This window comes from Clostridium sp. C2-6-12 (assembly GCF_009928485.1).
Taxonomy (GTDB): domain Bacteria; phylum Bacillota; class Clostridia; order Clostridiales; family Clostridiaceae; genus Clostridium.
In genome coordinates this window covers 50130-70432 of record NZ_JAABNP010000007.1, presented here as the reverse complement: position 1 = coordinate 70432, position 20303 = coordinate 50130, and the positions used below count along the sequence as shown (strand labels likewise).

Sequence of the window (20303 nt, the reverse complement as noted above, 5' to 3'; positions counted from 1 at the left end):
ATGTAATATAAGCACGTAAAAGAATAATTAAAGACAAGGAAGGGGTAGAAAATCTTGGCCAGTATAAAAGGTTTGGAAACAAAATTTAATGAAGTTTATGCTGAATATGATAAGTGGAGACCAACTTATGTTTCTGAGTTATATAAAGATATAATGGATTTTAAGCAAATAAATCAATCCAGTAAGGTTCTTGAAATTGGAATTGGAACAGGTCAAGCTACAGTACCTATACTTGAGGAAGGTTGCTTGGTAACAGCTATAGAGTTAGGAGATAAGTTAGCAGAATATACAAAGCAAAAATTTAGCAAATATAATAATTTTAATGTTATAAATTTGGCTTTTCAAGATTATGAGTGCCCACCTGACTCCTTTGATATGATTTATTCAGCTACGGCTTTTCATTGGATACCAGAAGAAATAGGTTATCCTAAAGCATATGAAATGCTAAAAAGCGGTGGAATATTTGCTCGTTTTGCAAACCATCCATATAAAGATAAAGGAAATCAAGAGCTTGATATTGCTATACAAAAAATATATTCAAAATATATGTCAACTTCAGCACTTTCACCAGAGTACGGAGAAAAACAATGCGAAAAAATGGCTGAGGAAATTAAAAAGTATGGATTTATTGATGTGAATTATAAATTATATCATAGAACAAGAACATTTAATGCCAAAGAATATGTTTCACTCATTAATACTTATTCAGATCATAGAGCATTGGAAGAAAATAAAAGAAATGAATTTTATAAGGAAATAGAAAATGCAATTAATAATAATGGTAGAAAAGTTACTGTATATGATACCATAGATTTACAGCTTGCTAGAAAACCTTAAATATAGAATTAAAGGTATCTATAAAGCTATATTTATAAGAATATAGTTTTATAGGAAAATATTATTATATAAAACTATTTTTATATTTACCTATTTAAAAAGATAACTATGTAAATAGGTAAATATATAACTATTTATAGTAAACATAAGGGTTAAGGAATATGATTAGGATAAAAAAGCTTATGGCAAAAGGTAGTTGAGTGTTGCTGAGATTTATAGTATTTTTTATCGGGAGAGTTGAAAATGAAAGAAGATAAGATTTTTATAAGAGACATAATTGATGAGGATTATGAAATGCTAACAGAGTTTATTGAAGAGTTAGGTTATCCTTCAAACAAAAATAACATATCACAAAGATTATTTAAAATTAATTCAAATAAATCTTACAAAACACTTGTGGCTGAAGTAGATAACAAAGTAGTTGGTTTTATTGGATTATGTAAATTGTATGCATATGAATATGATGGAGAGTATGTGAGAATTATTTCTTTAGTGGTTAATGAAAAACATAGAGGAAATGGGATAGGCACTATACTAATGAAATCAGCAGAAAAGTGGGCTATTAATGAAGGAGCAATTGCAATAGCTTTAAATAGTGGAATTAAACGCGAAAAGGCGCATGAATTTTATAAGAGCAATGGGTACAAGATTAAAGGATATAGTTTTTCTAAATCGCTTGATGAAAATAATAAATGAATATATAAGAAAATATTAAATTTTATTGTGATGAATTAAGATCTTTTATACAGGGAGGAAGAAGAAATGAATTTAGGTGAAGTTTGTTTGGAAACAAACGATGTAATAAAAATTGCTGATTTTTATAGGAAAATCTTAAATATTAATTCTGATTGCAAGGATGAAATACATCAAATCATTATTAAAGAAGGTACAACCTTAACAGTTTATAATAATGGAGACGTAAAAAATAATCAAAATCATAATATTAGTTTAGCATTTACTGTTGATGATGTAGATGAAGAGTATGAAAGACTTCTAAAATTAGGAATACATATTATTGATGCACCTAAAATTCAACCATGGGGAGCAAAGAATATGCATTTTTGCGATCCAGACGGGAACCATATATATTTTAGAAGTTTCGGAGAAAAATAGTATGATACTACATTTTATATTTTAAAGTTGGTGATTAGTATGAAAATTGATATTGGAAAACATGAATTCAGCATTATTTGGGAGGGCATATACTATCATGCCTTATCCAATTATCCTTATATATCAGAATGGGAATTGAATGGGATAATTAAATTTGTAGACTATGAGACTTTGCATGGGAGAAAAACTGAAATTGTTAGTGACAACCAAAAAATAATGGAAAAAGTAAACTATGCTTTATCAAACAAAAAAGAGTTCATGAAGGTAGAAAAGCCAGAAAAAATAACAGAATGCACTGCATGTAAACAAAAAGGTTGTATGACTAAGTATCTTTGCCACACAGCACCAGTTGAAAATGCTTTGTCTATTATAAAAAGTGGAAGCATACTTTCTGCTGTAAAGGCAAGAAATATATCTGGTGAACAATTAAAATTAGAACCAAGAAATGCAGCAAAAGATCCCGCAGATTATTTTGAATATTTAATGCTATCTTGGGGGAATTGTCAGGCTGGTGATAGACTAGTTATGGAAAGAAAATTAGAGCGTGAACCGAGTGAAGAAGATTTAAGTAAGGGGTTTACTCCAGGAGTGCGTTTCTTTTTCAAATATGATGAATTAGTAAAACATCCTAATGCTGTTTTTGATGGATACCATCCACTGAAAATTAAAGATGAATTAATATTAAAAGATAATGTATTTGCTATAATAATTCCTAATGCATATAGAGAGAGCTTTGAAGGTATAATGGCTGATGATATTAAAGCTAGAGTTTATTATATGGATAGTAAAAACAAAGATATATGGGAATGGTCAGAACAGGTTTATAAATTTATTGATACATTATAGATTGTAAAGTATGAGTAAGACTATTTGTTAAAGCTTTAAATATGGGATGGAGAAATAATTATGAGAACTGAACAAGAAATGATGGATTTGATAATGAATACAGCTAAGGATAATGATAAAATTCGTGCTGTATATATGTCTGGTTCAAGAGTAGATTTTAACGCAACACATGATAAATATTCAGATTTTGATATTGTTTATATTGTGAAAGATATTCAGACATTTACAAGCAATGAGCAGTGGTTAGAACGTTTTGGAGAAAGATTAATTATGCAAAAGCCAAATGATTGGTATAGTCATCCTTATGATTATAACAGTAATCAGGAATTTGTATATTTAATGCAATTTAAAGATGGAAATAGAATTGACCTAACTCTTGTGGATATTGAAAATATGGAAAGTAGAATATTTAATAAAGAACCAAGAATTTTATTACTTGATAAGGACGGAATAGATGGATTAAATACTATTGAAGTTAGTGATTATTATTATATTGGAAAACCTACAACAGAAGAATTTAGAGATTGTTGCAATGAATTTTGGTGGTTAAGTGTAAATGTTGCAAAAGGGCTATGTAGGAAAGAATTGATGTTCACTAAGTTTTTTATGGAGCATTATGAAATGGAAATGTTTTTAAAAATGCTTAATTGGAAAATAGGAATTGATTATGATTTTTCAGTTTCTACAGGTAAGTGCTACAAATACTTTGAAAGATATTTAAGTAAAACTAATATGGATAGATTTACAGACATTTTTCCCAATGGAACATTTGAAGATATTTGGGAAAAGCTATTTAAAATGTGCAAATATTTTCATGAAATTTCTTTGGAAATAGCTATGTATTTCAAATTTGAATATTGCAAAGATGAAGCAGAAAATATTATGTTATACATTAAAAGAATGCAAGAAGAGGCATAGTAAAAGGAGGTAAGAAATAAATATGGCATATCCTGCAAAGCAATTATTTTCATATGAATTGTTATAGTTTGGGAGTGTAATTTTATTAAATGTTTTTAGCTTATTTTTTGAGAAGGAGAGTGTTTATATGGGCATTTTATCTAACAGTGTACATACTGGTTTATTTGTTGAAGATGTTGAAAAAATGGTTAAGTTTTATAGGGATATTTTGGAATTTGAAACAGATTGGGATGGAGGACCTTTTGCAAGTTTCAAAGTGAAAGATGGAGGGTTATTTATGTTTGATAGAAAACAATTTGCTAAGGAAATGAATCAACAGTACTACCCACCAAGTGGATTCAATCTTACAATGCAAATAGGTATAGGTGTTCCGACTAAAGAAGATGTTGATAAGGAATATGCACGTCTGATATCACTTGGTGTTCAATCCCTAACAGGAGAGCCAGTCACACAACCCTGGGGACAAAGAAATTTTTGGATTTCTGACCCAGAAGGTAATTATATTGAAATAGGCTGCTAAACTTATGAAGGATTCGAGGGGCAATTTTACAAGATGAGAGCTATTTAATACAATGAAAAACAAAAAATGAAAAAGTTTGCATTTTTGCTGGGATTATGTTACTGTATAATTAGAATTTTATGGAAAGGAAGTGTTTTTATGATGAAAAAAATGAGCAGTGTATTAAGGGTGGTAATTAAATAACACGCCTGAGATATAATATTTAAATATTAATATAAAATATCACTTTGCGTGTTGTTTTTTTATCATCTTAGGATACAAGTAAAAAAATAACATATCAAAGGAGATTATTAATAATGAGAAATTTTAAACGTTGTGAAAAGTATTATGAAAATTATAGTAAGTTTTTTGAAGAAAATAAAATGATGGGGCCAAATGCTTTGTGGCTTATAGAGATACTTTGTGAGAAAATGGATTTGAAGCCAGGAATGCGTGTACTAGATATGGGATGTGGAATGGGACTTACATCAATATTTCTTGCTAAAGAATTTGGTGTAACTGTATTTGCCAATGATTTATGGATAAGCCCAACAGATAATTATAATCGTTTCGTTGAAATGGGAGTAGAGGATAAGGTGTTCCCAATTTCTGCAGAAGCTCACTCATTGCCTTATGCAGATAATTTTTTTGATGCGGCCATTAGTATAGATGCATATCATTATTTTGGAACAGATGAAATTTATTTGCCTAACCATTATTCAAGGTTAGTAAAAAAGGGAGGACAATTTGGAATTGTCAGTCCTGGTCTTACAAGAGAATTTAGTGATGGATTGCCAGAAGCCATGAAGGAATTTTGGGAGAAAGATATGTATTGCTTTCATAGTGCTAAATGGTGGCAAGATTTATGGGGAAAAACTGGCATTGTTGATGTAACTTATGCAGAAACTATTGAAGATGGTAAGGAAATATGGAGAACTACTTCTGATTTTGATTTACATGATGCAGATAAAGAAAGTTATCTTACGCTTATAGCTATGACAGCTATAAAAAATTAAGGATATTTAACTTGCATATAGAATATCTAAATTACTTTAATACTATAACTATATAAAATAAGAATTAAATTGAGATATCGCATTTTCTAATGAATTTGCGATATTTTCTATATAGTACACCTGACATGAAAGAATTGAAATTAATTTGATTCATAATCTGTAAAAAGTACGTAGTAATTAAATTGAAGTGATGTTCTTAATAAATATATTTGTTTGTGCATTGGAGTATATATGTTTTGTAGCAAAATAATTATATATATTGTGCATTTCACTTTATTTAATTTTAAATCATGAAGAATTAAAGAAGAATGGGGATAAGTAACATGAATGAAAAGCATAGAGTTATTTTAAATGAATTGCTATCAAATATAGATGTAAAATATAATGAGATGTTTTTAGAATTAGCTGAATATGCAATAAATCTCGGTTATAATCCTGTAAGAAATAAAACCAGTGATATTTCTATTGATTTTAGAAAGAACAAAATAAAAAAGACAATACTAAAAATGGAGGCTAAAGAACAAAAGCATGATGGTTATAAATACAGTGAAAGAAATATACCAGGAGTAAGACTACGTTTCTTTGCAGCAAAAGAATATTCTGATATTTTTAAACATGGAATTCAAAATGTTATTGAAGAATATGAAGGAAAATATACTGGATGCTATGGGTGTGGAAGATGTGATGGAGCAGAAGGATATAATTATTTGTATCCAGATGGAAGAAAAGTATATCGTTGTGGAAGCGAGTTAATATCTATTTTTAATTTTACAGAAAAAGACATGCCTGAAATTAAAAAGCTATTGAAAATACAAGATAGTTATTACATGGAAAAATTAGAAAGTAATACAGCTCATAAGAAAAAGTAACATTCACTTTAAAATACCGCATTTCAATGAATTTGCGGTATTTTGTTATATTTATAATAAAGTATAAGTAAGTTTATTAAGCCTCTTAGAAAGTAAATTTAGATATTTATTTTTCTAGCATACATTTAATTTGCTCTAATTCTGCTGTTAGCTGATTTATACGTAACTCTAATGCCTTAATTTTATCAACGTTATCTTCAGAAGATGATTTTGCATTAGAATCAGAAGTTGAATTTTTGTTATTAGCCTTTGAACTAGAGTTTTGAGTAGGATTTGTAGAAGTAGTGTTGCAAAATGGATTGGTTACATTATAGTATTTAGGATTAAAATATCTTCCTGGTCCTCCTTGAAAATATTGCTGTTGAGCATTATATGTTTCAATTGCTTGGCCAACTAGCTGTAACCAGTTACCAACTGCATTTTGAACATTAAATGGCATATTTCCAGCTAGTATATTTCCAAGCACTTCACCTATTACCACGAATAAATCAGGATTTAAAGCTTGAAATCCATTTGGTATATCACAGCATCCCATATTACCAGAATTATTTGTTGAATTATTATTATTATTATTATTGTTATTATTATTTGCTTCATTTGAATTGCTATTAGAATTAGTATATCCGCAAGCCTTTGCTAAATCCTCAAAACTACTCCATCCGTTGAATTCCATTGCTTCCTCTAATATAAGTGCTTTTATTTAATATATTATTTGATATTTCTATATGTTACTCTAAAATTAAATGAGTTCTTTTCCTAATTAATCATTACCCAAATACAAATTTGTTGGATTTTCCTTCGATTCATTCTTTTTAAAAGTACCTTCCATTTGTGTATTTTCTTTAAAGCATCCTACTTGTGATAATGCTAAAATGGAAATAAAACAAAGAGTAAATATTTTTCTGAGCATTATTTTTTCCTCCAAACGAGTTATTATACAGTCAGTATACTATATTTTACATCATAGGCCAAAATAGGAAATTAAGTTATATATTATATGCAAATAATTAGAATTAATTTAAATATAGGAGCTTATAGTTACTTTTTACTTGAATAAAGGATTGTAGTACTTTATAATTTAAAGATAATTAAAATTGATTTTTAGGTTTTTAAAGTGCATTTTATTAAAATGTTTTTAAGATTAAAAGGGAAAGTAGTGAAAATCTACTACAGCCCCCGCTACTGTAATGGAAGACTAAACTCTAAGACAGCCACTGAGATATTATTCTTGGGAAGGTGGAGATTCTAGGATGAGGCCAAAGTCAGGAGACCTGCCTAAAAATATACGAAAATGCTAGCTTCGGAGGGAAGTCAAGAGCAAAGGTTAGAATATATAATAATATTATATTCTTAATTTGTTATGTGTCCTCTTTATCTGAAAAGGTAACGGGGATTTTTTTGATGCCTAGGAACATATAAAATTAAGAGAAATGCTGTGCATTTCTTGCCTAAATTTTTATTTATATATTGTCAACGCAGCTACTTTGTTTTCGAAGAAAGGAAGGGATATTATAATGAAAAAAGCTATTTTAGTTGTAAGTTTTGGAACAAGTCATATTGAGGCATTGAGAAATTCAATTGAAAAGATTGAAAATAAAATTAAAGATGAATTTAAGGAATATGAAGTTTTTAGAGCTTTTACAGCACATAGAATAATAAAAAAATTGAAAGAAAGAGATAATTTAAATATATTTACCCCAGAAGAAGCCTTAGAAGTATTAAAAGATAAAGGATTTGAGGAAGTAATAGTTCAGCCCCTTCATATAATTCCAGGAGAAGAGTTTGATTATATAAAAGGAATTGTAGAAAAAAATAAAGATTACTTTAAAGCTTTAAAGCTTGGAAGACCTATATTTTTTTATCAAGGAATGAATGGGCTTCCAGAGGATTATTCCTTGTTTATAGAAAGTATTAAGGATATTCTACAGGGAGAAGAAAGTGTAATACTATTTGGACATGGAACAGAACACCCTGCAAATGCAGTTTATGGAATGCTTCAAACTGTTTTAATAGATGAAGAATATGAAAATGTATTTGTGGCTACAATAGAAGGCTATCCAACTATAGAAAATGTAGTGAAGAAATTAAAGAAAAAAGGAATTAAGAAGACAAAGCTTGTTCCATTACTTCTTGTTTGTGGTGATCATGCAAAAAATGATATGGCCTCAGATGAAGAGCATTCTTTAAAAAGCAAATTACAAAAAGAAGGAATAGAGGTTTCCTTACATATGCACGGTTTGGGAGAATTTGATAATTTTCAAGAGCTTTACATAAACAGAATTTATGATTCAATTAATAATAAGTACGTAAATGCAGGAAGAACAAAAAAATTAAGATAATTATCATGTGTGAATTCGATTATAAATTATAATGAAATACGAATAACAGTTATAGTTAACAGTTAAAACCATTCTCTGTAGCTTTGAATTCATAACTATTAACTCTTAACTGAATAAAGGTACGGTGTTATATGAAATCTATAATAATAGCTTCTAATTCAAGTGGTGGAGGAAAGACTACATTTACACTTGGTCTTATGAAAGCTTTAAAAAATAGGAATTTAGAGGTTCAAGGCTATAAGGTTGGACCAGATTATATAGATCCAGCTTTTCATAAAGAGGTTACGCAAAAAGCTTCAAGAAATCTTGATTCATATTTAATGGGAGAAGAAGGCGTAATAAGGAATTACCTTGAAGGAAAAGGTCATATTGGTGTAATTGAAGGGGTAATGGGTCTTTATGATGGAATAGGTATAGGACATAAAGCTTCAACTTATGAAATATCAAAAATACTAGGAAACATGCCAATTATATTAGTGTTATCACCTAAGGGACAAAGCAACAGTATATGTGCTGAAATTGAAGGCTTTAAAAATTATAAAAATGCTAATATTGCAGGGATTGTATTAAATTCTGTAAGTGAAAAATATTACAAGCTATTAAAATATGCTATAGAAGAAAATTGTAAGGTTAAAGTTTTTGGATATCTTCCTAAAGAAGAAAAAATATCCTTAAGCAGCAGGCATTTAGGGCTTGTACAAAGCATGGAGATTCTTAATCTTGAAGAAAAGTTGAATATGTGTGGAAACCTTATTGAAAAATATGTTGATTTAGATGGCATTATAAATAAAATGCAAGAGTTTAAAGGTAAGGTTAAAACTAATAAAGATTTTAAGAATGAAAAAAATTCATTAAGAATTGGTGTAGCTTTAGATAAAGCGTTTAGTTTTTATTATAAGGATAATTTAGAATTTTTAGAGAGCCTTGGGAAAGTAATTTATTTTAGTCCAATTAAAGATAAGACTTTACCTGAAAAATTAGATTTTTTATATATAGGTGGAGGATATCCAGAAGTATTTAAAGAGGAATTAGAAAACAATTATTCTATGAGAAGCAGCATAAAAAAAGCCTTAGAGAAAGGGCTTAAATGTTATGCAGAATGCGGTGGATTAATGTATTTAACTAAATCAATAGATGGAGCAGAAATGGTTGGATTTTTTAATGGAAACAGTGAAATGACAAAGATGCTTCAAAACTTTGGTTATTGTAAGGTGAAGGTTAATAAAAAATATTTCGATAAATCCTTAGACTTATCTTTAAATTATTCCAATAAAAATATGGATAGTACCCAAGAAAATTCAAAGAAAACTTTGCAAGAAGAATTCTTTGAAATAAATGGACATGAATTTCATAAGTCGAAAGTGACTTTACAAGAAAATAAGATATATGAAGTTGAAAAAACTCAATATGATGGAGAAATAATAAAGTGGCAATGTGGATATATTAAAGGAAATACTTTGGCAGCATATGCTCATATTAATTTTCAAAGTAATATTGAGTTTGCAAAAAAAATCTTATTTGGTTAGAAATTATAAGTTAATGCAGAAAAGCTTAGTGCTTTTCCAGAGTTGTTATAGATATATGAATATGTTGTTTAAGATTAAAATGGAAAGAGGTGAACTTTAGCAGAAATCTTTCAATGGTTTCTGTTAAAAAATATATGGACTATTTAAAAAATCCTATGGGAATTGAAGAAAGAAGCTTTGAAATTATTGGAGAGGAAATGGGTTCTCATTCTTTTACACAAGAAGAATTACTTATAGTTAAGAGGACTATTCATACTACAGCAGATTTTGAATATAAAGATTTAGTTGAAATAAGTAAGGATGCTATTGAAACTGGTAAAGAGCTTTTTAGAAAAGGTACAAAAATTTATACAGATACTAATATGGCCTTAAATGGAATTAATAAGATGGCTTTAGCTAAAACAAATAGTAGTGTAATTTGTTATGTTAATGAAGATGTTGTACATAAAGAAGCTAAAGAAAAAAATATAACAAGAAGTATGGCTGCAGTTGAAAAAGCTTGTAGTGACCAGGTTGATATTTTTGTTTTTGGAAATGCACCAACTGCATTATTTAGGCTTAAGGAATTAATAAAAGAAGGAAAAGCAAATCCAAAGCTTATAATAGCAGTTCCAGTAGGTTTTGTTGGAGCAGCAGAAAGTAAAGAAAATATGGAGGAACTGAATATTCCATATATAAGAGTTAAAGGAAGAAAAGGCGGAAGCACTGTTGCAGCAGCTATAATAAATGCAATTATGTATATGGTGGTTGAAAGATAAACTAGAAGAGTGACTGTAATCATATGTTCTTTGAAAATTAAATAATGGTATTTGCAAAGTATGTTATAATTGATTGATAATGGAAAAAATATTTTATTTGTAACTTTTGAAGCAGGATTTTCTTCAGGTGCAGTGCTTCTAAAGTGGTAATGATTATAGTAATTTAATACTTTAGGAATGAGAGTTGGAATAATATGAGGTTTGATAATTTTAAAGCTGATTGTAGCAAATGTTTTGGATTATGCTGCACAGCGCTTTACTTTTCAGCTAACGACGGTTTTCCAGTTGATAAGGAAGCAGGAAAACCATGTATAAATCTTCAAGAGGATTTTAAATGTAAGGTTCATAAAAACTTAAACAAAAAAGGTCTTAAAGGGTGTATTGCATATGATTGTCTTGGAGCAGGACAGAAGGTTGCTCAGGTCACATTCAAAGGACAGGATTGGAGAAATCATCCAGAAACTGTAACGCAGATGTTTGATATATTTATTATTATGAAACAGCTTTATGAAATGCTTTGGTATTTAAATGAAGCATTAATATTACAGGGTGAAAATAAATTAAAAGAAGAATTAATTTTAAAAATAAAGGAAATTGAAAATTTAACTGAAGAAAATGTAGAAGCTTTAGGTAAATTAGATTTAGTACCAGTTAGAATGAGTGTTAATAAACTGCTTTTACAAACAAGTGAATTTGTAAGAAAAAAAGCAGGTAATAAGAAAACTACTTTAAAAGGCAAAAGAACCTTTGGTGGAGGTTTTGACTTTATTGGTGCTGATCTTAGAAAAAAAGACTTAAAAGGGGAAAATTTAAGTGGAGCATATCTTATTGCTGCTAATTTAAGAGAGGTTGACTTAAGTTTTACAGATCTTATAGGTGCAGATTTGAGAGATGCAGATTTAAGTGGAGCAAATCTTTCAAGGAGTATTTATTTAACTCAAGCTCAAATCAATACAGCTAAAGGAGATATGAATACGAAACTTCCTAAAGTCATTGTAAGACCCAAAGCCTGGGAAAATGAAAAATAAATATAGATACATTATATGAAGACTATAAATACCGTATTATTCATTCGCGATATGCTAATTTTAAGATAGAGAATTAAAAAAACTGTTATTAAAGAGCATATTTCATAAGAATCTGCGGTGTTTTTTGTTTATAATAAAACTTAATAGATTTGGAGGTGAGATTTATGTTTGAAATGTATATTGATACTGGAGGAAAAAGATTAAGGTGCGGATATACCACTGGTTCTTGTAGTGCAGGGGCTGCTAAAGCTGCTGCTATGCTTCTCTTTAATAAAGCAGATACTTTAAGTGAAATAGAAATATCAACTCCAAAAGGAATTAATATAACAATGCCAATAGAAGCTGTAGCAAGACTCGAAGATTATGTAGAATGTACTATTTTAAAAGATGGTGGAGATGACCCAGATAGTACTCATGGAATTGAAATAAAGGCTAGAGTCAGAAGGATTGTTCAAGGTAAAGAACAAAATACATATACTGATTTAGTGAAGAATAATGAACTATGTGTTGAAACTAGTGAACTAGAAGATTTGCATAGAGTTATACTAAAGGGGGGAATTGGAGTAGGAAAGGTTACAAAAGAGGGACTTTTTGTGCCTAAGGGAGAGCCAGCTATTAATCCAGTTCCAAGAAAAATGATAAAGGAAGAAGTTCTTAAGGTTTTACCAAAGGATGAAATGGTTGAAGTGACAATTTTAGTGCCTCAAGGAGAAGAAGTAGCTAAAAAAACCTTTAATCCAAGGCTTGGAATTGAAGGAGGAATTTCAATTTTAGGAACTACAGGAATTGTTCATCCAATGTCAGAGGATTCTCTAAAAGCTTCTATAAGATTAGAAATTGTTCAAAAAGCATTAAAGAATAAAAGATTAATTTTAGCCTTTGGAAGTTTAGGTGAGAATTATTCTAAAGAACGTGGTTTTAAAGAAGAAGAAATAGTAATATGTTCAAATTATATAGGATTTGCTCTTGAAACCTGCATATCTTGTAAGGTTAAATCTGTTATAGTAGTTGGACACATAGGAAAAATGAGTAAAATAGCTTATGGCTGCTTTAATACTCATAGCAAAGTTGCAGGGGTAAGGCTTGAGGTTATGGCATTAGAACTAGCACTTCTTGGATATGATATTTCTCTTGTAAAAGAAGTCTTAAAAGAAAAGACCTGTGAAGGCGCAGTTAAAATGCTTGGTGAAGGCTATTCTGAGCTTTATGAGAATATTGGAAATAAAATTGTTGAAAAAATTAAAGAACATGTTTATGGAGAATTAGAGGTTAAAGCCGTTATGTATTATGGAGCATCAAAGCCTATTTTACTTTGGAAGTCTGAAGGAATTAGTTAATAAAAACAGAATTAAGATTTAATTATATAATAAATAAGCTTTTAGGTGGTTGTAAATAACTTATATAGTGGTATAATATATATTAAATTCGAGAGGTAGTATTATGAAAGCAGATTTGATAACCACTATTAATATATTATTTGTTTTGTTATTATTTGTAGGTGTTGTTGCTTATGCAATTACATATTATAAAAACAATATAAGAAGATTTCATTTTAAATTTGTAAGGAAGATTTATAGTAAATTATTAGAGTTTTCAAAGATTATGGTCATAGAAGATTATATTTCTTATGAAAAATATGACGTTTGGCGATATTGTGTTAGGTTTTAAATGAAGTGATGTTTTTTATGAACTTTAAATTTTAGGAGGTAAAATATGAACATCATTTCAGATTTATTAAATTCTTCACTTAATTATTTTTTTAATATTACAGGAGACTTAGGTATAGCAATTATACTACTGACTATATTAGTAAGGTTATTACTTATGCCTTTGTCATTTAAACAAAAACTTAGTATGCAGGCGCAACTAAAGCTTTCTAAGGGATTGGAAGAAATTAAAGAAAAGTATAAAAAAAATAAAGAAAAGCTAGATATGGAAACTAAAAAATATTATGAGAAAAATGCAAAAGGAATGTTTGGTTGTTTAACAAGCTTACTACAGATTCCTGTGATTTTCACATTATATAATGTGATCTTAAATATGCCCATGCAGGTAGGAACAATACTTTTACCTTGGGTGGTTAGCATAAAGATGACAGATAATTTGTTTATTGTACCTATGGTATATACAATATCAATGCTTAGTCCAAACATATTACCGTATATACCATTTCTAAAAATAACTACTCAAGCAAAATTAAGCAAAACTAATGTTATAATAACTACTGTAATGAGTGCACTAATAACTTTCAAAGCGCCTGTTGCTTTAGGAATATACTTTATAACTTCAAGTTTATTTTCTTTTATTGAAGAAGTGATTTTTAGGATGTATATAAAAAGAACAGAATTAACAGCATAAATAATATTATAATTTATGATATTATTATACTTTGTAAGTGTAAGTGTTACATTAGCTTGATTGGCTAACACTTACACTTGTTTTATTTATACTTAATAGAATAAAAAAATTAGCAAATAATGATATAATCTCATTATAGGACTAAATAAATGTAAAGGAATTTTGTAGGAGGTAAAATGATTTATATTGTAGGGCTTGGACCAGGACACCAGGATTATATTATGCCTAAGGCTTTAGAAACTATGAAAAAGTCAAGTATGATAATAGGTTTTAAAAGAGCCTTAGATTCATTAGATTTTATTAATAATAAGAAAGTTTATATAAATAAATTAAGCGATCTAGATAAATTTATATTTACTGATAAAAATACATACAGTGAAATTGAAAATATTCAGGAGAATATTTCAATAGTAGCTTCTGGAGACCCAACCTTTTATGGTATAACTAATTATGTAAAGAGTAAATCACCTTTAAATTTCGAAATAATACCTGGAATAAGTTCTTTTCAATATTTAACTTGTAAGGTAAAGGTGCCTTGGAATAATGGATTTTTAGGAAGTCTTCATGGAAGAAGTGAAGAGTTTCTAGAGCAGATAAATAGTAATCAATTAAGCATTTGGCTTACGGATAAGGTAAATAATCCTGCTGTTTTATGTGAAAAGCTTTCTAGCAGTGAAATTAATTGTAGGGTTATTATTGGAGAAAATTTATCTTATGAGGATGAAATAATAAGTGAAGGAAATCCAGAGGAATTTATTAATAAAGATTTTAGTTCATTAAGTGTTCTTATAGTTCAAAACCTTGATAAATAAAAGAACGTAATTGAAGCTTTAATTCAAGTAGTAGTAATTAATATTTAAAGGCTTAAATAAAACGCAGGAGGGAACTTTTATGATTTTTATAAAAGATGAGGAATTTATTAGAGGGAATTGTCCAATGACCAAGGAAGAAGTAAGAATGCTTTCAATTGGTAAGATGAATCTAAATGAAAATTCATTAGTATTGGATATTGGAAGCGGTACAGGAAGCATCACTGTGCAAGCATCTAAAATTGCCAACAAAGGAAAGGTATTGGCAGTAGAAAAAGATGAAGATGCTTACGAGATCACTGAAAGCAATGTTAGAAAATTTGAATGTCATAATGTTAAGATAATTAAAAAAGAAGCAACAAAGGTTTTAGATAATTTAATATGGCAAGGAGTAAAATTTGATTCAATATTTGTTGGAGGAAGCAGTGGGAATTTAGAAGCAATATTGCGTAAGGCAAATTCAATATTAAATAAAAATGGAACTATAGTTATGAATTTTATTACTTTAGACAATGCATATAAAGCAATTGAAGTCATTAAAACTTTAAATTATAAATTTGAGGTATCTTTAGTTAATATAAGCAAAAATCGTGAAAATACTTTAATGATGATTGCAAATAATCCTATATACATAATCCAATGTATTAGAGGCTAAAGATATCAAAGAAGTAGTTGTTTTAGAGAGTTAGTTAGAAACATTATGTAGTATATAAATAGATACGTTAACTAAATCAAAATTATTATTAATTTATGAATTAGTTATATAAGAGGAGAGGAATTAGAAAAATGGCAACATTATATGGAATAGGCGTAGGACCAGGAGATAAAGAATTATTAACAGTAAAAGCTGTAAGAACAATAGAAAGGTGTCAAGTTATAGTTGCTCCATCAGCAATTGAAGATGGAGAAAGTATAGCCCTTGAAACTGCAAGTGAATATATTAAACCTGGAACAGAAGTAATAGTGAAACATTTTCCAATGGGGAAAAAGGATAGAGTACAAAAGGCTTTAGAGGCATATGAATTTATAGAAGCAAGACTTGCAGAAGGTAAGGATGTAGCATTTTTAACAATTGGAGATCCTTATATTTATAGTACATATAGCCATATGTTAAAGCACGTAAGAGATTGTGGCTTTGAAGTTCAAACTATACCAGGAATAACTTCCTTTTGTGCAGCAGGAAGTTTAGTAAATAGAACTCTTGTTGTAGGTGATGAGAAATTAGTAGTTATGCCAGCAACTAAAGTAAAGGAAATAACAGACGAAAAGTATGTTGTAATAATGAAGGTATATAAACATGAAGAAGAAGTTCTTGATGTTTTAGAAGAAAAAGGCTTTGATTATGTTTATGCAAGCAGAGTAGGAAGAGAAGGTGAAACTGTTTTAACTGAAAGAGATGAAATACTAAAACTTAGAGATTATATGTCACTAATAATAGCAAATAAGATCAATTAACAGTTAACAATTGAGGAGAAAATCTCTACGAGATTTTTTTGATTATTATATTTGTAGAAATTGCAAAGTAATTTCATACTTAATTATAAATTGTGCATTGTTAATTGAAAGAAAGGGGTTTATTATGATTTATTTTATAGGAGCAGGCCCAGGGGCCGCAGATTTAATTACAGTTAAAGGTCGTGATTTATTAGAAAGAGCAGATGTTGTAATATATGCAGGTTCTTTAGTTTCTAAGGAACATTTAGAATATTGCAGACCTGATGTTCAAGTTTACAATTCTGCAAATATGACCTTGGAAGATGTAATAGAAATTATGACAATGGAAGATCAAATGGGTAAATTAGTTGTTAGATTGCATACAGGAGACCCATCTATTTATGGTGCAATAAGAGAACAAATGGTGGAATTAGATAGAGTGAGTATACCTTATGAAGTTGTACCTGGAGTTAGTTCCTTTACTGGAGCAGCAGCAGCTATTAATAGGGAATTCACTTTGCCAGGAGTTTCTCAAACAGTTATTTTAACAAGGGTTCCAGGAAGAACTCCAGTACCAGAAAATGAAGATTTAGAAAAGTTAGCATCTATTGGTGCATCAATGGCAATATTTTTATCTATATCAATGATTGATAAGGTTGTAGAAAAACTTAAGAAGGGTTATAAGAAAAATGTCCCTATAGCTGTTGTTGAAAGAGCTACGTGGCCAGATCAAAGAATAATAATGGGAACTTTAGATGATATAGCAGAAAAAGTTAAGGAAAATAATATAACTAAATGTGCTCAAATATTAGTTGGAGACTTTATAGGAGATGAATTTGAAAAAAGTCTTTTATATGATAAAAGTTTTTCACATATGTTTAGAGAAGCACAAAATGATTAAATTAGTTAATTATTAGGAAGATATAAATTATATTTTACTGCATAAGGAAGCGGAGTTTATGAAAACTGAGAAGATTCAAAGTGATATAGCAATAATATGCCCATCACCAAAAGGTAAAGATATAGCTTTAAAGCTTCAAAAACATTTTGAAGCAAAATTATATATAAAGGAGCCGAACTCTGAAGGGAATAATGAAATTTATAAAACAACAGAAGAGGCAGAACTATGTAAACAAGAAAAAAGTGAAAAGTTAAATAAATTTAACTTAAGCACTATTACTAAAAATGCCATGGAAGCTTCAAAGGGAGTAATATTTATATCATCTACAGGTATTGCTGTAAGAGCAATTGCACCTTTTTTAAAAGGTAAAGATAAAGACCCGGGAGTTGTTGTAGTTGATTTATCCAGTAAATATGCAATTAATATTTTAAGCGGACATTTAGGCGGGGGCAATGAGCTTACGATTAAAATTGCAGAAATATTAGGTGCTCAGCCTATTATTACTACTGCAACTGATAACTTAGGAATCATTGCTCCTGATGTTCTTGCAAAAAATAATAATTTGATTATAGATGACTTAAAGAAGGTAAAATATATAGCTTCGCTTTTAGTCGATGGAAAAATTGTTGGAATAAAAGATGATTATAAACAAATTCAAAGAAGTAATGGGTATGAGGAAATAGAGGAGCTAAGAGAAAACTCTATTTGGATAACCCATAATTTAAAGTTTACTCTTGATAGTTATATTAACGAAGAAGGAAATGAAGATTTGAATTTAATTAATAAAGTTGAGAGTCTAGGGACAAATGATAGTTCTAGACTTAAAGAATTAGATTATTCTAAAATACTTAAGCTTATAAAAAGAGACTTGGTTTTAGGTATAGGTTGTAGAAGAAATACTGAATATGAAAAGCTTTATGAGTTTATTAACAGCAGTTTAATTAAGTATAATTTAGATATAAGGGCTGTAGCTGCTATAGTCTCGGTTGAAGTGAAAAAAGATGAAGAAGGGATAATTAAATTAGCTGAAAAGATTAATTGTCCATTTAAAACTTTTACTAAAGAAGAAATAAAAACTGTACAGGATAAATATGAAAAAAGTGAATTTGTGTTTAAGACTTTAGGAATAACTGGAGTTTGTGAACCTTCTGTAGACCTTGCTGGAGCAAAGGTTATTATAAGCAAGGTAAAAAGAGATGGGATGACTTTGGCTATTGGAGTATTGAATAATAAATAAACAGAGAAAATAAAAATATATGTGTTGTTAGATTTTACTATATTGAAAAATCCATGATGAATGTGTTAAAAATTATGATATAATATTTTCAAGTAGAAATTATAAATATATATTTTTAAAACCTGTTAATAATACATTTTTAAGGGAAGAGGGATGTTATGACAATTATAGATATGCTGATGAGTACTCATGAAAATAATAGTTTAATAACTAAATCGTTAGAAATCATTAAAGACGATTATACTGGATTAGTGAATGATAACTATGAACTTACTGCTAATGAAATGGGAGAATTAGTAGTTAAAATTCCAAGTTTAGAGAAGAGAAATGAATTTGTGTATAAAAGTGTAACTGAGTATGAATATGGATTAGTTATGTGTATGAGAATTTCAGAAGCAAATACTAAGGAAAAGTATGCTTTTATATTTGGAAAGTTTATGGAATTATACAAGGACAAGTTAGAATTATTCTTTAAGGATGTAAGAACTGTTGAGACTTTGAAGGATAGAATTGTAAAAGCTAAGGCTAATATAGATTATGCAACATATATTTCAATGGGTCTAATGGTTATAACAGGATTAATTTTAATTATAGGAAATATGACTTCATTAGTAAGAATAGTTCTTACAGCAGCAACAATAATATTTGGGTTAATACCATTAATACTTCAATTTACAAAAGACAATCAAATCAAAAAAATTATAGATGGATATCTTAGTTTAATAAAAACAGAGTGGTATTCTAAGCAACTGAATAAACAATATGTATTTTTATGTAATTTTATTGGTTAATACTTGAAAGTGTAAAATAGTAACGCCAATAGAAATTGGGGTGAAAATAAATTAATAATATGGTCATAGTCACTAAAAAGAAAAGCCTTTTGCTAATAATGAGATTTCATATTAGCAAAGGGCTTTTCATATTTTTCATAATAAATTAATCACTTTTTCTAATAGAAGAAGATTCAACAAATACAAATTTATCTGGTCTATGACGAGATTCTGTATATTCAAAAAGCTTTCCAGAATCAGTATAAGCATAGGTTTTTACAACTGCAACACAGTCATATGTTCCTAAATCTAAAAATCTCTTATCTAATTCAGTAGCGTGTTCAACAACAATAACCTTTTTTGAAGCAAGAATTTTTGTATGTAACTCTTTTTCAATATATTCATAGACAGAATTTTGAGCTATTTCTATTGATAAATCTTTTACAACATCAGTACTGAAGTAATTAATATCTAAAATAATAGGCTCATTATCATAAAATCTTATTCTATTAAGATGATAAACTTCTGTGTTTAAATTTAAAGCAGTTTTTTTAGACAAAGATTCATCTATAGTTATTTTTGAAAAATTTACAACGCTTGTAGTAAATTTCTTTTTCAAATGTAATTCTTGTAAGCCTAATAAGTTTCCAATAGGAAGCTCTATAGATTCTCTATTTTCTAATAAAATTACACCTTTACCTTTGACACTTTTAACATAACCATCCTTACTTAATTCGCTAATTGCTCTTCTAACAGTATTTCGACTGCAGTCAAACTGGCTTACTAATTCCATTTCAGTAGGAAGCATCATAGAAGCATCATATTTTCCATTATCTATATTATTTTTTAATGTCTGATATATATCTTTAAATTTTACGCTAGGCAAAAGAAACACTCCTCTTAAAATATTAGATTTATGGCTAAAAAATTCTGATTATTTTAAAATGTATTAAATCTATTTTAAATCAGAATTATATATTGCAATTAAAAATATACAATTATCAATAGCTCATAGAATATCCATAAAGAAGTCAAATGTATATCA

Annotated in this window: 24 protein-coding genes and 1 riboswitch; of the genes, 21 read left to right on the top strand and 3 right to left on the bottom strand. The window is 28.7% G+C overall.

Translation table 11 applies throughout. The annotated features are described in order from the left end of the window. The first annotated feature begins 72 nt into the window (after positions 1–72). The 8 genes from GXK56_RS07685 (at position 73) to GXK56_RS07650 (ending at position 6098) form a co-directional block, all read left to right on the top strand. Positions 73–837 (top strand): methyltransferase domain-containing protein, encoded by a 765-nt coding sequence (locus GXK56_RS07685; protein ID WP_243156047.1) that lies wholly within the window; start codon positions 73–75, stop codon positions 835–837. A 243-nt stretch (positions 838–1080) separates the two neighbouring features. Further along, positions 1081–1533: a GNAT family N-acetyltransferase gene (locus tag GXK56_RS07680; RefSeq protein ID WP_202127842.1), complete on the top strand. Its 453-nt coding sequence runs from the start codon at positions 1081–1083 to the stop codon at positions 1531–1533. A 66-nt stretch (positions 1534–1599) separates the two neighbouring features. Beyond that, positions 1600–1950 carry a VOC family protein gene (locus GXK56_RS07675; protein WP_160686841.1) on the top strand — a complete coding sequence of 117 codons (351 nt, stop codon included), beginning with the start codon at positions 1600–1602 and terminating at the stop codon, positions 1948–1950. 39 nt (positions 1951–1989) lie between these two features. Next, positions 1990–2796: a phosphate ABC transporter ATPase gene (locus tag GXK56_RS07670; protein WP_160686839.1), complete on the top strand. Its 807-nt coding sequence runs from the start codon at positions 1990–1992 to the stop codon at positions 2794–2796. 60 nt (positions 2797–2856) lie between these two features. Further along, on the top strand, positions 2857–3714 hold the full coding sequence (locus GXK56_RS07665) for an aminoglycoside 6-adenylyltransferase (RefSeq protein WP_160686837.1): 858 nt from the start codon (positions 2857–2859) through the stop codon (positions 3712–3714). A 127-nt stretch (positions 3715–3841) separates the two neighbouring features. Then, on the top strand, positions 3842–4234 hold the full coding sequence (locus GXK56_RS07660; protein WP_160686835.1) for a VOC family protein: 393 nt from the start codon (positions 3842–3844) through the stop codon (positions 4232–4234). Between the two features lie 296 nt (positions 4235–4530). Continuing rightward, positions 4531–5229 (top strand): class I SAM-dependent methyltransferase, encoded by a 699-nt coding sequence (locus GXK56_RS07655; RefSeq protein WP_160686833.1) that lies wholly within the window; start codon positions 4531–4533, stop codon positions 5227–5229. A gap of 323 nt (positions 5230–5552) precedes the next feature. Then, positions 5553–6098 carry a hypothetical protein gene (locus GXK56_RS07650; protein WP_243156046.1) on the top strand — a complete coding sequence of 182 codons (546 nt, stop codon included), beginning with the start codon at positions 5553–5555 and terminating at the stop codon, positions 6096–6098. A 106-nt stretch (positions 6099–6204) separates the two neighbouring features. On the opposite strand, the gene GXK56_RS07645 is transcribed toward GXK56_RS07650, so the two are convergent. Together GXK56_RS07645 and GXK56_RS07640 are read right to left on the bottom strand one after the other, a co-directional pair. Then, complete coding sequence (locus GXK56_RS07645; protein WP_160686829.1) at positions 6205–6771, bottom strand: hypothetical protein; 567 nt, start codon at positions 6769–6771, stop codon at positions 6205–6207. An 87-nt stretch (positions 6772–6858) separates the two neighbouring features. Then, positions 6859–7008, bottom strand: a complete 150-nt coding sequence (locus GXK56_RS07640; RefSeq protein WP_160686827.1) for a hypothetical protein — start codon at positions 7006–7008, stop codon at positions 6859–6861. Positions 7009–7184: 176 nt separating this feature from the next. Continuing rightward, positions 7185–7392, top strand: a riboswitch (cobalamin riboswitch). Positions 7393–7612: 220 nt separating this feature from the next. On the opposite strand from GXK56_RS07640, the gene GXK56_RS07635 reads away from it, so the two are divergent. From GXK56_RS07635 to GXK56_RS07575, 13 genes are all read left to right on the top strand, one after another. Next, a complete protein-coding gene (locus GXK56_RS07635; RefSeq protein WP_160686825.1) occupies positions 7613–8437 on the top strand; it encodes a sirohydrochlorin cobaltochelatase in 825 nt (274 codons plus the stop codon). A gap of 131 nt (positions 8438–8568) precedes the next feature. Then, positions 8569–9963, top strand: coding sequence for a cobyrinate a,c-diamide synthase (locus tag GXK56_RS07630; RefSeq protein WP_160686823.1), 1395 nt, complete (start codon positions 8569–8571; stop codon positions 9961–9963). A 134-nt stretch (positions 9964–10097) separates the two neighbouring features. Continuing rightward, positions 10098–10721 (top strand): precorrin-8X methylmutase, encoded by a 624-nt coding sequence (locus tag GXK56_RS07625; protein ID WP_160686990.1) that lies wholly within the window; start codon positions 10098–10100, stop codon positions 10719–10721. Positions 10722–10915: 194 nt separating this feature from the next. Further along, a complete protein-coding gene (locus GXK56_RS07620) occupies positions 10916–11749 on the top strand; it encodes a pentapeptide repeat-containing protein (protein ID WP_160686821.1) in 834 nt (277 codons plus the stop codon). Between the two features lie 164 nt (positions 11750–11913). Beyond that, a complete protein-coding gene (gene cbiD, locus GXK56_RS07615; RefSeq protein WP_160686819.1) occupies positions 11914–13086 on the top strand; it encodes a cobalt-precorrin-5B (C(1))-methyltransferase CbiD in 1173 nt (390 codons plus the stop codon). 103 nt (positions 13087–13189) lie between these two features. Then, positions 13190–13417, top strand: a complete 228-nt coding sequence (locus GXK56_RS07610) for a hypothetical protein (protein ID WP_160686817.1) — start codon at positions 13190–13192, stop codon at positions 13415–13417. Positions 13418–13462: 45 nt separating this feature from the next. After that, positions 13463–14107 (top strand): membrane protein insertase YidC, encoded by a 645-nt coding sequence (gene yidC, locus GXK56_RS07605; protein ID WP_160686815.1) that lies wholly within the window; start codon positions 13463–13465, stop codon positions 14105–14107. Between the two features lie 176 nt (positions 14108–14283). Beyond that, positions 14284–14919 carry a precorrin-6y C5,15-methyltransferase (decarboxylating) subunit CbiE gene (gene cbiE, locus GXK56_RS07600; RefSeq protein ID WP_160686813.1) on the top strand — a complete coding sequence of 212 codons (636 nt, stop codon included), beginning with the start codon at positions 14284–14286 and terminating at the stop codon, positions 14917–14919. 79 nt (positions 14920–14998) lie between these two features. Then, positions 14999–15571, top strand: coding sequence for a precorrin-6Y C5,15-methyltransferase (decarboxylating) subunit CbiT (cbiT, locus tag GXK56_RS07595; protein WP_160686811.1), 573 nt, complete (start codon positions 14999–15001; stop codon positions 15569–15571). A 131-nt stretch (positions 15572–15702) separates the two neighbouring features. Beyond that, on the top strand, positions 15703–16371 hold the full coding sequence (locus GXK56_RS07590) for a cobalt-factor II C(20)-methyltransferase (RefSeq protein ID WP_160686809.1): 669 nt from the start codon (positions 15703–15705) through the stop codon (positions 16369–16371). Positions 16372–16495: 124 nt separating this feature from the next. After that, on the top strand, positions 16496–17251 hold the full coding sequence (gene cobM, locus GXK56_RS07585) for a precorrin-4 C(11)-methyltransferase (protein WP_160686807.1): 756 nt from the start codon (positions 16496–16498) through the stop codon (positions 17249–17251). Between the two features lie 58 nt (positions 17252–17309). Next, on the top strand, positions 17310–18488 hold the full coding sequence (gene cbiG, locus GXK56_RS07580) for a cobalt-precorrin 5A hydrolase (protein WP_160686805.1): 1179 nt from the start codon (positions 17310–17312) through the stop codon (positions 18486–18488). A 158-nt stretch (positions 18489–18646) separates the two neighbouring features. Next, positions 18647–19279 (top strand): hypothetical protein, encoded by a 633-nt coding sequence (locus tag GXK56_RS07575; protein WP_160686803.1) that lies wholly within the window; start codon positions 18647–18649, stop codon positions 19277–19279. A 145-nt stretch (positions 19280–19424) separates the two neighbouring features. Here the strand turns inward: GXK56_RS07575 and treR are convergent, their stop codons facing one another. Next, entirely contained in the window at positions 19425–20153 is a 729-nt protein-coding gene (gene treR / locus GXK56_RS07570; protein WP_243156045.1) for a trehalose operon repressor, read from the bottom strand. Positions 20154–20303 lie beyond the last annotated feature (150 nt).